Origin of the sequence: Vibrio sp. Isolate22, from assembly GCF_022398115.1 — a bacterium.
GTDB lineage: Bacteria > Pseudomonadota > Gammaproteobacteria > Enterobacterales > Vibrionaceae > Vibrio.
Genome location: NZ_JAKEUW010000056.1, coordinates 1 through 13,283, shown reverse-complemented (window position 1 = coordinate 13,283; position 13,283 = coordinate 1). Strand labels below are relative to the sequence as shown.

Here is a 13,283-nt window from a genome sequence, read left to right as displayed (position 1 = left end):
ACTTTTTCTTAGCTACATTACAAGCCACTGACTCCATTAACTATTTATATTGGGTTGAACGCGAAGGTATGCTCTTAGTTCACTCGTTCTGTGGCATCATCCATCGACGTCCAGATCTCGGCTCGTCTGTTCTTTGCTCGCCCTTCACTCGTTTCATTCGAAGTGATAGGCTTACTTTCACCAAAAGAACGAATAACCAAGCGATTCTTCTCTACACCATCAGCAACCAAAGCATTCGAAGTAGTGAGTGCTCTTTGTAACCCCAAAGCTTGGTTGTAGCCTTCATCACCAGTGCTATCTGTGTGCCCATCAACAGTGACCGAGTTGCCACTAGCCTGCAATTCGCTAGCTAATTGAGTTAAGGCTTTGCTACCCATTGGTGTTAAATTGTGTTGATCAAACCCAAAGTGAAGACGAGCCAATAGCCCGTGACGCTCTTGGTTACTAATCCAAGTCTTACATCCTGATTGATTCATACCCATGCTGGACTGACTGGCTAAAGCTTGCTTCAATTCACTACTATCAGATTGCTGCTCGATCTGTAGAACGCCCTGTCTGTGCTGGGCAATACCCACGACATCATCAACCCTAACGCTATGTTGGTATTCACTGAATGCCGTGTCGCAATAAACGCTGACACCTTGTTCCGCATTAGCAGTAAAGCTAAATTGCAATGCCGACAGGACAATGGAACCTATCATTAACTTTTTCATAATTTCCTCTAATACAACTTAGTGATTCCGCTTGTTTTCGAGCCTTTACGGATGAGTTCTTCTATTTTTTCAATCAATTCATCTAGGTTAGATACGTCGATAATGTCTTCATTCGGATCAACAACACAGTCTTGGAAACCACTTTGCTGAGAGGCCCGAAAATCGATACCAATGACTCCTATGTACAAGCCCGGGATTTCCTCTCTTGCTTTGTTACACATACCTCTGTCGACTAGCCCTTTTAGAATCCCGTTATTTGGGCTCTCCTGCCCATCACTCAAAATGAGCAACATCTTAATTTTCTTGTTATACGCTTGCTGTTCTTCATCATCAGAGCTGTTTGGGTCACCGTCATGGAGAATCTGTGCCCCTCTCAATATGCCCTGAAAAGCCGCGGTGCCCCCATCTGCCCACATAGAGTTGATAGGATTCAAATCAGACAGCTTGTTCGACAACCGAATGTTTTTGAACTGAGAGGAATTCGAAGATCCATGAGCATTAAATAGATCCGTTCCATTCACGCCATAGAAATCAGGTTGTAATGCCGACTTGTCGGTAAACATGGTGGAAACTGATGTCGGTAAATCTACATAGTTGTAGACGTCAGCAACCCGATAACTATCCTGATAAATCACATCCTTGATACGCTTAGCGTACTTTTGATAGTCCGACTTAGGGTTTGGACAACGTGACTGACGGCTAGCGCAGTTCAGCACCTCATTTTGGGAGTAAGTACGCCAGTAATCCCAGTTAACATCATTGTACGAATACGGTGACACATTAGGCTTGTAGTTATCTTTGTAACTCAGTTGGCTGGTTGCATTCGCTCTACCACCCGATACGATTTCTCTTGTACGCACGTTAAAAGGCACAAAGCCAACTCGGTTGAGCAGCTTGTCTCCAGTCGTGTCTTCACCGGGTTCATCGCACACCTCTTTCCACTCGCCATCGACATAGTCTTGTTTAGTTCTAGTACACAGGATCTTGCTTGATATTTGGTCGATAGCTGTTTTCAAATCGTCTATTTTAATGTGTCGACTTGAGCCCCAACGGTCATTCATTGAACCGGAAAAGTCCGACACGAAAACGATATCGATGTTGTTATCGCCAAGATATACCGGGTACTTCCGCGCTAATGAGCGGCCCGCGAGATCTTGTTGCTCATCAAACGAGGGAATAAAGCTGCTCGCGAACCAAGAGTCGTGAGTCGTCTTTGCATTAACCGTGTACTGGATATATTCAAGAATGCCGGCCCCTTCATCTTCTGCTTGGTGAAATCTTTGAGCAGTAAGATTGGTGGACTTAATATCCCTCACGTAGTTCTCGACATATTGAGTCGCTAGATTACGAGCTAAGTCGGGTTGATCTTCGATGGTCACCGCTATCGCTGCTGCCTCTGCGGAATCTCTGAGTCGACTGGTTTCTTGCACATAACGAGTCCCTTCGACGGCCCAGAAAGTCACGCCCATAATAGGAACAAGCAATAGGCCCATCCATACTGCTGCTACCCCCTCTTGGCGTCGGAGGCTGGCATGCTGCATTTTCATTTCGTTACCTCCCAGGCATGATTGAAGACGAAGCGATCTTAACGGAAGTACCGGTGCCACCATTAAAGAAAGGCTTAAACCAAGAACTTTCTTCTTCGCAAAGGCTTACCCGATACAAGGGATAAACAACGCCTTTATCAACCGGTGCTAATTCAGCGTGGTCAACAATCGAATCGGTGTCGCAATTTAAGCTTCTGAACTTGCTGCTGGTAAACTCAGCAACACTACTTTTATTTGTCAGTGACTCTATCTTGATTGCCACATTGTCTACAGGTGTGTTGAGCATTCGACTGGCTACCTTCGTCATATCTTGTAACTCGCGATTAGTGACAGATAAGTTTTGTCCCGCGAGCACATCCGCTTCAAAATAACGAGTGCGCTCCTTGATAACGTTCACCAAAGCAAAGCTTGATCTATCGAGCTTTGCTCGCGTGAGCAGTTGATAACTCAAATCAGCGGCAAAAAGATAAACACCCCACAGCGCGACAAAGATAAACAGCAATTCAACGGTAAATGAGCCCTGTTGACGAGACATAGAACAGGGACGTTGTTTACAGCTCATCATCTTTCCACCCCTCATGCTCTAAGTTCAAAACCATGGTGCGTGAAATATCTCTATCAGCCGCACCGGCCAATTTAATGATCGGAGGGTATCGGTATGTCACAGTGATCTCGGCTAGGTCATAGTTGAAGTTCAAGTCTTGGTTCGAATGTCCTCTGTTCGCCACGAAATCATCGTAGGTTTTGAAATACTGACCTTCGATAGAAAACCTTGAGGCATCAATTAAGAAGCTCCATAGATTGTCATCGTCTTCAATCAAGTCTTTAAACTTCTTCTCGTACTGCTCGTTGACTCCTTTACCTTCATAGATCTTGGTGTTCCTGATGGTTTCTCTAAGGGAATACTCCGTCATGTTGACGACATAGATTTGGTAACTCGATTCAAAGATCGCAAAGGTAGCGAAGAACAAAACCAGCGCCCCAAACACAAACTCGATAGCCGTCACTCCTTTCTGTCTATTAAGACGCGCCATCAGTAACTCCCGGTTGAGTGAGTTCAGCTGCAATGTCTTGTATTTCTCGCGCAGAAAATTCACCTTTGAGTAGTTTTTGAGCCGACTCGATCTGCTGAGTCTTCATCAATGCTATCGCTAAGTTAGCTTTTACAATCTTATTAGCAGGGTCTTCCTTTAGTACTGGTGCTAAGGTTTCAATCGCTTGTTGATACTCACCATTGGCCATTTGAATCATCGCGATATTGTTCTTCACCACAATGTCATCATAGCCACGCAAGCGAGCAAGGTTCAGCTCTTGATACGCTTTCTCATACTGACCCAGCTTTGTGTATGACACGCCAAGTAATACATGAATTTGACCCGTTTTATTTCCTGCCTCAATAGAAGCGACATAGGCAGAAATCGCACTCTCAATATCGTTTTTTGCGTCGAACACTTGGCCTTCTAATTGGTACAAGTTCGGATTTTCGATACCCTCTTGTTGAAGGTGTTGAACGTAGAAATCTGCCGATTCGATGTCACCTTTATGAAAGTACGCCCAGGCCAGTTTTTCCTTTACTGCAGGATCTTGAGAACCTTGTTCTAGCTCGGTTTTATAATGGTGAATTAACCCATCATAGTTTTTCACCTTCTCCATGTTGGTGACATCAGCACGCATTTGGTCTTGTTCAGAAGGTGTCGATTGGCACCCTGCTAAAAGACTTATCGTTAACAACATGAGGAAAATACATTTTCTATTCATTCGTTTGCCCTCTAAATGCTCAATGTCATTTGCATGATGCTCGGTGCGAGAATCAAAATAACGATCGGGAACATGATGAAAAGGATCAACGGCACACTCATCTTGGCAGACAGCTTACCAACCTTCTCCTCAACCGTGAGGATTTGGACTTTTCGCATATCCTCAGCTAAGTCGCTAAGTGTTTGCGCGACAGAAGTACCGTATTGCAAGTTCTGAATAATGGTCAGCACAAAACTTCGAATTGCGGGAGTTGGAATACGCTCAGTGAGATCATTCAAAGCCTTCTCAACACCATGTATCTTGGCCGAATCAGAAGTCCGCTTAATTTGGTAACAAAGGTCGGAATCAAACTCCGCAAGCTCTTTACCCAAATACGCTAAAGCCGCCTCTATAGTCATACCGGTTTGTACACACACCGACATCATGTCCAAAAGGTAAGGAAGCTGTGCCGAGGTTTTACTTATCAGCATTTTACGGCGCATTTGCAACAAGGTATCTGGCACCACAATCACCACAATTAAAGAGACAATCACCACCAGCAATTTGTTGGTCGATGTCATATCTCCGAGCAAAACGAGCGCTGAGATGAGGCCGAGCACTAGTACCTTGGCGGGAAAGTAGAACTTCGCCCATTCGGTGTTGTAATACCCCGCTTCTATGAGTTTTTGCTCAAGTTCATGGCGATGCTCCTTGCCAAATCGAACGAAGAATCGATTCACACGAGAAGGTGGTTTAATCGCATCGCCACCAATGTACATAGCGACTTTCTTTTGTCTTTGATCGGCACGCACCGATTCGACAATCAAAAAGAGCAGCGAAAAAAACAGCACAATAAGTGCAGCTAATATCATCATGCCCGCACACCTCTCACTAATAGCCAAACGATGAATAAACCGAAAAGCTCACTGCCCAACACGTAAAACAACACCACACGGCCCGACTCGTCATACAAGACATAGTTGACGTTGTCGGGATTTATGTAATTAAGAATGACCATGAAAACCAAAGGAATAGCCGCTACGATCTTGGCTGAGATCCTCGCCTCCGACGTCATTGCCATCTTCTTTTTTTCTAGCGTTCGAGCATCCACCAACACGCGAATCAATCGAGCTAACACCCCTTTAAGTTGTCCGCCTCGCGCAATGTTGGCTCGAATCGTTACGGTAAAAAATAGAAACTCTGGATATGGGTAGTTTTTACAGGATCGCTTAAGCACTACTTCCGGAGATTCACCTAGCTTTAGTCGGTCGCCCATCAATTTGAATTCGCGTCCGATCGGGTTGTGCATCACTTCACCTACATAGCTAATGGCTTGCATTAGACTATCGCCCGCAGTTACCGCACTCATGAGGATATTCAATGCATCGGGAAAAGTGTTCTCGAAATCTCGACGTCGCCTGGTCACCAAGAAGCGGTAACCAAAAAAGGTAAAAACCAATGCCAATACCGGCACCCACCAAGAGTTGGTCATCGATAACAGGTCAACCACGATGTACCAAGAAGCAATAAGGCTAATCGTTATGTATAAGGCGATATATAAAGTTGAACGTGGGCCTAGTACCATCAAGGTAGGTGAAATCGACTCTTTAAACCTGTGCCAGCTCTGTTTTCGAACTAATGACTTCACGTTAATGGCGTTAAAGTTTTCAGCTTCCGCTTCTTCAATATTGAAGAATTGATTGACCTTTTTTACCTTTGAATCCCTTATCAAAAGAAGCACAAAGGAGAATAGAATCAATGAAATCCACAGCATGCTATGCCCCCTTAAAGGATGCGATAAGCTCTTCATAGAGCCCGAAGAATTGCGCTTTTTTCACGAGCTCAGATCGCTGCATGATGCCGTTAGTGACAAACTCCCCTTTCACGTTTTCGCCATAGTGAGCATCGTCGTAACGGAAGCGGTAGATCTCCTCCATCACCACGCTATCGCCCTCTAAGCCAACGATTTCCGAGATACTAGTAATCTTGCGAGAGCCATCACGCAGCCTGTTGACTTGAACTATCATCTGCACGGCACTTACGATCGTTCTTCGAATTGCATCCAGCGGCTGATTTAAGTTCGCCATCATCACCATAGACTCAACACGGGCAATCGCATCTCTTGGGGTGTTCGCGTGGAGCGTAGACATAGAGCCATCATGCCCCGTGTTCATCGCTTGCAACATTTCAAACGCCTCAGAGCCACGACACTCACCAAGGATGATTCGATCAGGGCGCATACGCAGTGCGTTGATTACCAAGTCTCGCTGAGTGACCGCTCCTGTTTGCTCAACGCTCGAAGTTCTCGTTTCAAGTCGAACTAAGTTAGGCTGTTGCAAGCGCAGTTCAGCGGCATCTTCTATCGTGACGATACGTTCATCTTCAGCGATATATTGCGACAGTGCGTTGAGTAGCGTGGTTTTACCCGAACCTGTACCGCCCGAGATCAGAACGTTGATACGGCAACGAGACGCAATCATCAATACTCTTGCCATATCGGGAGACATCGATCCGAAGCCAATTAAGTCTTCAAACCCGATATTCTGCTCTCTGAACTTACGAATAGAGATCGAGGTACCGTCTAATGCTATCGGTGGGATCACGATGTTCACACGGCTACCATCTTCTAGTCTTGCATCGACCGTAGGAGAAAGCTCATCGACACGTCGTCCAACACGTGAGGCAATACGCTTAGCAATAGCCAATAACTGATCTTCGTTCACAAACGAAACTTCGGATTTTTTAACCTTGCCGTGGCGTTCGAAGAAAATATTGTTGGGCCCATTCACCATGATGTCTGAAATCGACTGGTCTTCGACCAATGGTTGTAAAGGACCAAGCCCAAACAGCTCGTCGATCAGGCTTTTCACCAAACCGGACTTCATCATGGAAGTGATAGGCCTTTGGTAGCTGTTCGCTAATAAATCGACCGCTGCTTGTATCTGGGACTCTAAGTCTTTACGGCTCATTTTCTGAACCGCTTCAGCATCTAACGCCTCAAAGATCTGGCCACGAAAAGCGAGGTATAAGTCTTTATTCGAACTCATTTAACACGCACCTTTTTTAACCACGAGTTCATCGTTTTCTGGTCGATCGGTTGTCCATTAATCAGCTTGACCAACTGTTCCATAGAGCGATTGATATGACGGTCGTGTTTGTGACCTCGCTTTCCATCAATGATGATGTGAGCCAATGACTTACAGTAGTCGACTTCGAGATCAACGTTCGCGCCTAAATACTTGGATAGATCAGGCTTTTGCAATACATAGGCATTTTGTGGTCGATGATAGTTTGCGACCATGAGGATGCGAGTGCGTGACGATAACGTCAGTTGCAAGCTCGCTATCTTTTCATAGAGCCGCTTAGCACTTCTCACCGATGACACCGATGCGTCGAACACCAACACAACCACATCAAAGTTTTCTGCCAAGAGTTGTGGTTCAACTTTGAAATCCACAGCTCCAGAAAAATCTTCAATGATGAAGTTAGTGTTTCGTGCTAACAGCTCACATAAGGTCTGGTTGTAATTGAGCACATCGTTTTGGCTCATATCACCATTGATAGCTAACAAACGCAGGTTCTTACGAGCGTTGGACAGGTAACTTAATGCACCCTCTTCATCCATTTCGTGTAGCGGCGCCGTGAACTCATCGATGGTGCGTGGTTTAAAATCTTTTAACCCAAGTAAGACATCAATGTTTGTGTCAGCGTATTGATGATCGACAAGGATGGTATCTGAACCTTGTGTCGACAAGAGTGAGCCTAGTTCGGTAGCGAGGAATGACGCTCCTACACCGCCTTTAGCGCCGACAATGGCAACGCGCTTTGCTTTACGCTTCTGGCTAACACCGGAAAACGTTTTAAGGTTTTTACTCACATGAGTTAAGAAGTCTGCAAATTCTTGCTTATTTACCGGCCAGAAAACGTAGTAAAAGCCCATCTCCTTAAGAGAACGAAGCGTCGAAATAGCGTCTTCTTTACCAATGACCACCACACCTTTGTGTGTCGGCAGTTTACTAGCAAAAGCTTTTGCATCTTCCACCACATTGTTCGACTCATTTAACTCTAAAATGACGATATGGCTACTTTGTTGCTCAGTAAGCTTGGTCAAACCACCAGTCGCTTTCACACAAGCAGGGTCGTTCCACCCTTCAAAGCGAAACACTTCTTGAACCAGGTTTAAGCACTCTTGTGATTGGTAAAACAACGTACATCCAGCGACACCTGTCGACGCAGTCTGAGCTGGCTTAGCCTTTGTGGTTAATGCTTTTGTCAGATCAAACATTATTGTTCTCCTACCAATCTCGACTTGTACGCCACTTGCTTCAATCGCATCGACTCAACGAAGCAATCAGACTGCCTCAAGCGAACATGTATCTGCGCTGGTTTACACGTTTGTGTCTTTAGGCGCGTTAAGGTCACCTGAATATTAAGATCACTGGGTAACAATTGAGCATGGCGATAAACCACTCTTTGAGGGGCAATCAAATGGGATGGATACTGTTTAAAGATCCCTTGCAACATCTGCTTACTGGCGGTTGATTTGTAATCCACCACATAAGTCGCTTCCTTGTCCGTCGACTCAATCTCCTGAATTAAGGCATCAAGCTGCTGAGCCGTTTTAGCGCGTTTTTTAATCTCGAACTCAAAATGGTGATGTTCTTTGTACGCCAATGACTCTGCTCCCTGACCAACAAAATATTGTTCAGAAGCACAACCGAATAATGAGGTCGCGAACAACGCCATCAATACTAATTTCTTCATTGGATAAACCCTCCTTGCGACAGCAGGCGAATCGTTGCATCGGACGAGGTCACTTGTTTGCCATCCCATTTAATGTTTAACCAACGAGCCAATGTCGAAGTCTTCTTAATGTATGGCAATTGAATGTCTTTCGGCTTCATAGGCTCCACTAAGTTAACGGTGGCAACAATGATCAATTCGGTGCGTTTTCTTTCCGTGGTCGCTTTCCTAAACGCAGCACCAAGTACTGGAATATCGCCAACAAATGGGATTTTTTGCATTTTTTCCAAGTCTGCGCTGCTCATCAAACCACCCAGAACGAAACTGTCGCCATCGGCAAGCTCTACGGTCGTCAATGCACGTCGAGAAGCCAACTGGGGAACCTTAATGCCAGCAGCCTCAACGTAACCCTCTACCTCACTCACTTCTGGTGCAAGTTGCATGCGGATTTTGTCTTGGCTTAACACTTTGGCGGTTAGGTCGAGCTTGATACCAAACTCTTTAAATGAAATGTTTACGTTACTGCTGGTAGAGACGATGACTGGCACTTCACCACCAACGAGAAAACTTGCAGATTCTCCTGACAGCACGGTCAAGTTTGGTTCAGCAAGAACCTCAGCCATTTGATCGTTGGCTAACGCGGTGATTAAGGTGCTTAGATTAGCGGCATCAAATTGGTCGAAAACAAACTCACCGACACTTGAACCCACGGAACTCCAATCAACACCAACGGTTTGACCAAACGATTCTGTCACTTGAGCAACCGATATTTTTACGTTTACTTGCTGAGTTGTGGCGACTTCAATTCGTTCTATGATCCCTTCCCATGTCATATTGCGGGCAAACACCATGCTTTCAGGCTCTTCATAGTCTGAGCTGTCTGACTTAAATTCAAGTTTTTCGGTTTTATCCCATTTCTCTGTTTTGTCTCGCCCTAGTAGTGTCGCGACTAAACGATAAATGTCATCACGTGTTGCCTCTGAATCGACAATGCCGCTCACAGCGACTTGTTCTCCTACAGACTGAACCTTTACTTGAGCATCTGGAAAATGGAATTTGATTTGGCGCCTAATGTCCGTTAAATCCAAGTCAACAATAATGCGGTCGGATAGCAGGACTTGGTCATCGATACCGTAAACAATCAGTCGCGATTGACCAATGCTGTTGGCAAACACAACAAGGGTGTTATCGTTAATAATTTTATAATCAACGATACTAGGGTTATTCACGAACACTTGACCGATTGGACTTTTAAGCTGAATGTGCTGACCATCATTGAGCGTGATAGAGCGATCTGCAGCAAAAGCGTTTGTTGTAGAAAATAGGCTAATCAACGTTAGCAAAATTGGACCAAACAGTGCTCGTTTGATTCGATGGATAATTGTCATCACAAAGCCTCTCTTGGATTGTTCTCGTTACCACGTAACTCAACGATACCTGTATAGTTATCAATGATGTTGCGCACCTCTGCGAACTCCGGCTGCATATAAGTTTGGCTGCGATAAATTTCGATATGCATCGTTCGCTGTGCTAATGCGAGTCTTGGTAATTCATCAGGGCTAACTTCAATCACAACGGTTGTCAGTCCATCTTCCTTACTTGGAGAACGAGCAGTAATAGAGCGATCACTGGTGTCATCATTCCCGATATTGAGGACCTTAACGTGTTTCAAAAACATCGACGCCTTCACTCCTCTAAAACGCGTCGGCTTATCGACGTTGCCAGCCAAGTTGGCATTTGGAGAACTTACCGTTAGAACATCAATAAACGAACCCGGTCGGATGTAATCATTAATCAGATTTTTATCGCTGACCTTTAGTGGGTATAACGTCATGCCTTCTGTGACCAGCAAATCAATGTAGCCAGGTTTGCCAGGGCTCACTTGATATTCAGGCAATATAACGTCGCCTGCATTAAGGCTTCGGTTTAACAAAGTGGAAGGTGAGAAACTGATTTGCGAATCTTCTCTAACACCAAGTGTTAGCGCCTCACTCAGAGGCAATTGTTGTTTCACTACACCCTGCGAGTTAACTGCACTCCCCTTTTCAAAGGCTTCGGTAGCAATCCAAACTCCCACATGCTGTTCGCTTTTTTCAGCGACCACTTCATCAGTTGTTATTGGTTCAGGTTCACTCTTGAACATATCGATAACGCCTAGTGCGCCAACGATTAAGGCTGCGATGGCAACAAGTAATACCAGTCGAGATCTCATAATGTGCTCATATTTTGAGGTTTATATATGTGGTGTAGATAGAGTTAAAATGACTAAGTAAAACCCGACACTGATAGCAACCCCATATGGAATACCATCTTTGGCGTGTGGGTTTCTTTTAAATAAGTTTCTACTCACTAGATAAGAGAAAGCTAAAATACCACCAGCAAAAGCGGTCAGAATATACGCCAATAATAAGTCGTTAATTGGAATGGTAAGCGACAAAATAACGACGTATTTAATATCTCCAGCCCCTATCCAAATCAATTTGTAAAGAATAAGCCCAATAACTAACATCAATAAGGAGCTCGTTATTTGAATATCTAGTGGAGACAAAAAACACTGCACAACGAGTAATATGTACAAGGCGTAATTTTGTATCTTGCGATAGAGAAAATCAGTGGCCGACACATATAGAGTCAATATTGCCAAAGTCACTAAATACAATTCATGACTAAAAATTGGGATACCGCCTAAATTTGGTAAGGTTAAATCTTATTTCACAACATAAATTAACTAAGCCAGACCGATGTAAACATAGGTCTGGCACAAATATCTTTCGATATCACCTACATTAGCCTACGAGGCTTTATATTAGCTTCCTGCAGTTTCAATAGCGGTTGCTACTTTAGCGAAAGCTGCTTCTAGCTTACCAATAAAGCCGTCAGCACCTACTGCAGTAGTTACTAGCACAGCCATTGCCACAGCAATCAGACCATATTCAATCGCAGTTACACCGCGCTCGTCGTTCTTAAATTGAGATAAAAACATGGTTGTTTTCACGTATAGCTTAGTAATCATTGTTTATTCCTATAAGGGCTGTTGAAAATTCGTCGCCATTATAATTAGCGCCCCAAAATGAATGAAAATACCCCCTATCGACTTAATCAATAGGCAGAGCAAAAAATGATCAAAATGAATAAGAGGAAAATCCAATATATGAAAACAAAACCATATGTAACAATAGGTTACAGAGAACATCGCATTGAAATAGTGATATTCAATTTGATTTATAAACTTTGAAAAGTAAGAGCTAGCTCAATCTTTTGGTTATTTCCCTTATATATAACCTTTAGGCATATACCAATTAATAATTTATCAACGTTTATTATCCATTATAAAATTGTTGAAATACGAGGATCATCACGCTATTGTTCTTCGAATCAACAAACAATAAAAATTATAATTTTTTTGTGTCAAAGGTTAGTCGAATCATGAAACTACATTTCGAAAATATTGTTTCGTTCATTGCAGTAGTTGAAGAAGGTTCATTTAGCTCTGCGGCTCGCAAACTTGGGAAATCACAATCAACAGTTAGCACAGCTGTTCAAAATCTAGAATCAGACTTAGGTTTCAATGTATTTAATAGGGAACATTCAAAAGTTTGGCTAACGGAGAAAGGAGAGCGCCTATTCCAATTATCTTTACCCGTGGTATCGAAATATCGAGATTTGGTCACCGTCGCTCAACAAATGAATATATCAGACCAGATTGTCTATCGTGTAGGCATCGATCCACTGGTATATAATTCAGACGTAAAAAAGACACTCTTAGCTTTTTCTGAAGCATTCCCGAATGTCGACTTGCTTGTGGTCACTAAGCCTAGTTTTGTTCTTGGTAACTATATAAATGAAGGAAAGATAGACTTAGCGTTAGGTAACCCCTACCACAAGTCAAATTATGACTTCAACGTAGAGGAGCTGTTCCACGTTAACTGCTGGTGGGTGGCTCATGAAGATTTAGGGCCTATAAAGTCACATGCCCCGTCTCAACGGGTTCTATTGATGGATGGGTGCGAAGAACTGCTTAACTTGTCCAGTATCGCCGCATATAACCTCTGGCGATTAGATGATCTAGGAACCATTATCGATTTATGTAAGGCCCAAAAAGGCATCGCTTTCTTACCAGGTTTTTTGATCGATACTCATGTTAAAGATAATAAACTTAAGGTTATTACCGACCACCCTGACTTTTTTGGTAAACGAGTTATAGCTTCTCTTTTTTGGCAAATACATTCTGACTTTAGCTTGTTTAATCAATGGATAAAAAAAGAACTGAAATCTAGTACTAACTACGGCGTTGTTGATCAAATCAGCTAAAGGACGTATCTATCCTACGGAACTTACCTGTTAGTTTCTAATAGGCATACCTAGTCCTAGAACTTTGTTCATTGCTTTGACGTTTGCTAACGCCTCACCAACTTGAGCGTTATAACATCTCAAGCTCAATGTGCCGCTAGTCAGTCCTTTATATCGGGACATTGCCGTCTCAGAGATTGAACGGTCGTGGTAGCCAGAGTCAGTTTTCCATTGAGTTAGCGAAGTTAGCGAA

General features: G+C 43.7%; 15 protein-coding genes and 1 pseudogene. 1 reads left to right on the top strand and 15 read right to left on the bottom strand.

Annotation, left to right across the window (positions count from 1 at the left end):
- Positions 1-74 precede the first annotated feature (74 nt).
- From L1D55_RS22160 to L1D55_RS22095, 14 genes are all read right to left on the bottom strand, one after another.
- Positions 75-713, bottom strand: coding sequence for an OmpA family protein (locus tag L1D55_RS22160; RefSeq protein ID WP_239918867.1), 639 nt, complete (start codon positions 711-713; stop codon positions 75-77).
- Positions 714-721: 8 nt separating this feature from the next.
- Positions 722-2,260, bottom strand: a complete 1,539-nt coding sequence (locus tag L1D55_RS22155) for a TadE/TadG family type IV pilus assembly protein (protein ID WP_239918866.1) — start codon at positions 2,258-2,260, stop codon at positions 722-724.
- A gap of 4 nt (positions 2,261-2,264) precedes the next feature.
- Positions 2,265-2,822 carry a tight adherence pilus pseudopilin TadF gene (tadF, locus tag L1D55_RS22150; RefSeq protein WP_239918865.1) on the bottom strand — a complete coding sequence of 186 codons (558 nt, stop codon included), beginning with the start codon at positions 2,820-2,822 and terminating at the stop codon, positions 2,265-2,267.
- A complete protein-coding gene (locus L1D55_RS22145; protein ID WP_239918864.1) occupies positions 2,812-3,294 on the bottom strand; it encodes a TadE/TadG family type IV pilus assembly protein in 483 nt (160 codons plus the stop codon). Before L1D55_RS22145 ends, tadF begins: the two co-directional genes overlap by 11 nt.
- Positions 3,281-4,018, bottom strand: a complete 738-nt coding sequence (locus L1D55_RS22140) for a tetratricopeptide repeat protein (RefSeq protein ID WP_239918863.1) — start codon at positions 4,016-4,018, stop codon at positions 3,281-3,283. Before L1D55_RS22140 ends, L1D55_RS22145 begins: the two co-directional genes overlap by 14 nt.
- A gap of 11 nt (positions 4,019-4,029) precedes the next feature.
- A complete protein-coding gene (locus L1D55_RS22135; RefSeq protein WP_239918862.1) occupies positions 4,030-4,872 on the bottom strand; it encodes a type II secretion system F family protein in 843 nt (280 codons plus the stop codon).
- Complete coding sequence (locus L1D55_RS22130; protein WP_239918861.1) at positions 4,869-5,771, bottom strand: type II secretion system F family protein; 903 nt, start codon at positions 5,769-5,771, stop codon at positions 4,869-4,871. Before L1D55_RS22130 ends, L1D55_RS22135 begins: the two co-directional genes overlap by 4 nt.
- Position 5,772: 1 nt before the next feature.
- On the bottom strand, positions 5,773-7,044 hold the full coding sequence (locus L1D55_RS22125) for a CpaF family protein (protein ID WP_239918860.1): 1,272 nt from the start codon (positions 7,042-7,044) through the stop codon (positions 5,773-5,775).
- Entirely contained in the window at positions 7,041-8,282 is a 1,242-nt protein-coding gene (locus L1D55_RS22120; RefSeq protein WP_239918859.1) for a chromosome partitioning protein ParA, read from the bottom strand. The genes L1D55_RS22125 and L1D55_RS22120 overlap by 4 nt, the downstream gene beginning before the upstream one ends.
- Complete coding sequence (locus tag L1D55_RS22115) at positions 8,282-8,761, bottom strand: hypothetical protein (RefSeq protein WP_239918858.1); 480 nt, start codon at positions 8,759-8,761, stop codon at positions 8,282-8,284. Before L1D55_RS22115 ends, L1D55_RS22120 begins: the two co-directional genes overlap by 1 nt.
- Complete coding sequence (locus tag L1D55_RS22110) at positions 8,758-10,128, bottom strand: pilus assembly protein N-terminal domain-containing protein (RefSeq protein ID WP_239918857.1); 1,371 nt, start codon at positions 10,126-10,128, stop codon at positions 8,758-8,760. The genes L1D55_RS22115 and L1D55_RS22110 overlap by 4 nt, the downstream gene beginning before the upstream one ends.
- A complete protein-coding gene (gene cpaB, locus L1D55_RS22105) occupies positions 10,128-10,952 on the bottom strand; it encodes a Flp pilus assembly protein CpaB (RefSeq protein ID WP_239918856.1) in 825 nt (274 codons plus the stop codon). The genes L1D55_RS22110 and cpaB overlap by 1 nt, the downstream gene beginning before the upstream one ends.
- Before the next feature lie 21 nt (positions 10,953-10,973).
- Entirely contained in the window at positions 10,974-11,399 is a 426-nt protein-coding gene (locus L1D55_RS22100) for a prepilin peptidase (RefSeq protein ID WP_239918855.1), read from the bottom strand.
- 147 nt (positions 11,400-11,546) lie between these two features.
- A complete protein-coding gene (locus tag L1D55_RS22095) occupies positions 11,547-11,753 on the bottom strand; it encodes a Flp family type IVb pilin (protein ID WP_128160828.1) in 207 nt (68 codons plus the stop codon).
- Between the two features lie 413 nt (positions 11,754-12,166).
- Between L1D55_RS22095 and L1D55_RS22090 the strand changes: the two genes are divergently transcribed.
- On the top strand, positions 12,167-13,051 hold the full coding sequence (locus L1D55_RS22090) for a LysR family transcriptional regulator (RefSeq protein ID WP_239918854.1): 885 nt from the start codon (positions 12,167-12,169) through the stop codon (positions 13,049-13,051).
- Positions 13,052-13,081: 30 nt separating this feature from the next.
- Here L1D55_RS22090 and L1D55_RS22085 read toward each other — a convergent pair.
- Positions 13,082-13,283 (bottom strand): annotated as a pseudogene (locus L1D55_RS22085) (IS5/IS1182 family transposase); the annotation flags it as partial.

Excerpts from the sequence above, each read along its gene's own strand:
- L1D55_RS22160 (WP_239918867.1), bottom strand. The coding sequence starts at position 713 with ATGAAAAAGTTAATGATAGGTTCCATTGTCCTGTCGGCATTGCAATTT.
- L1D55_RS22155 (WP_239918866.1), bottom strand. The coding sequence starts at position 2,260 with ATGAAAATGCAGCATGCCAGCCTCCGACGCCAAGAGGGGGTAGCAGCA.
- tadF (WP_239918865.1), bottom strand. The coding sequence starts at position 2,822 with ATGAGCTGTAAACAACGTCCCTGTTCTATGTCTCGTCAACAGGGCTCA.
- L1D55_RS22145 (WP_239918864.1), bottom strand. The coding sequence starts at position 3,294 with ATGGCGCGTCTTAATAGACAGAAAGGAGTGACGGCTATCGAGTTTGTG.
- L1D55_RS22140 (WP_239918863.1), bottom strand. The coding sequence starts at position 4,018 with ATGAATAGAAAATGTATTTTCCTCATGTTGTTAACGATAAGTCTTTTA.
- L1D55_RS22135 (WP_239918862.1), bottom strand. The coding sequence starts at position 4,872 with ATGATGATATTAGCTGCACTTATTGTGCTGTTTTTTTCGCTGCTCTTT.
- L1D55_RS22130 (WP_239918861.1), bottom strand. The coding sequence starts at position 5,771 with ATGCTGTGGATTTCATTGATTCTATTCTCCTTTGTGCTTCTTTTGATA.
- L1D55_RS22125 (WP_239918860.1), bottom strand. The coding sequence starts at position 7,044 with ATGAGTTCGAATAAAGACTTATACCTCGCTTTTCGTGGCCAGATCTTT.
- L1D55_RS22120 (WP_239918859.1), bottom strand. The coding sequence starts at position 8,282 with ATGTTTGATCTGACAAAAGCATTAACCACAAAGGCTAAGCCAGCTCAG.
- L1D55_RS22115 (WP_239918858.1), bottom strand. The coding sequence starts at position 8,761 with ATGAAGAAATTAGTATTGATGGCGTTGTTCGCGACCTCATTATTCGGT.
- L1D55_RS22110 (WP_239918857.1), bottom strand. The coding sequence starts at position 10,128 with ATGACAATTATCCATCGAATCAAACGAGCACTGTTTGGTCCAATTTTG.
- cpaB (WP_239918856.1), bottom strand. The coding sequence starts at position 10,952 with ATGAGATCTCGACTGGTATTACTTGTTGCCATCGCAGCCTTAATCGTT.
- L1D55_RS22095 (WP_128160828.1), bottom strand. The coding sequence starts at position 11,753 with ATGATTACTAAGCTATACGTGAAAACAACCATGTTTTTATCTCAATTT.
- L1D55_RS22090 (WP_239918854.1), top strand. The coding sequence starts at position 12,167 with ATGAAACTACATTTCGAAAATATTGTTTCGTTCATTGCAGTAGTTGAA.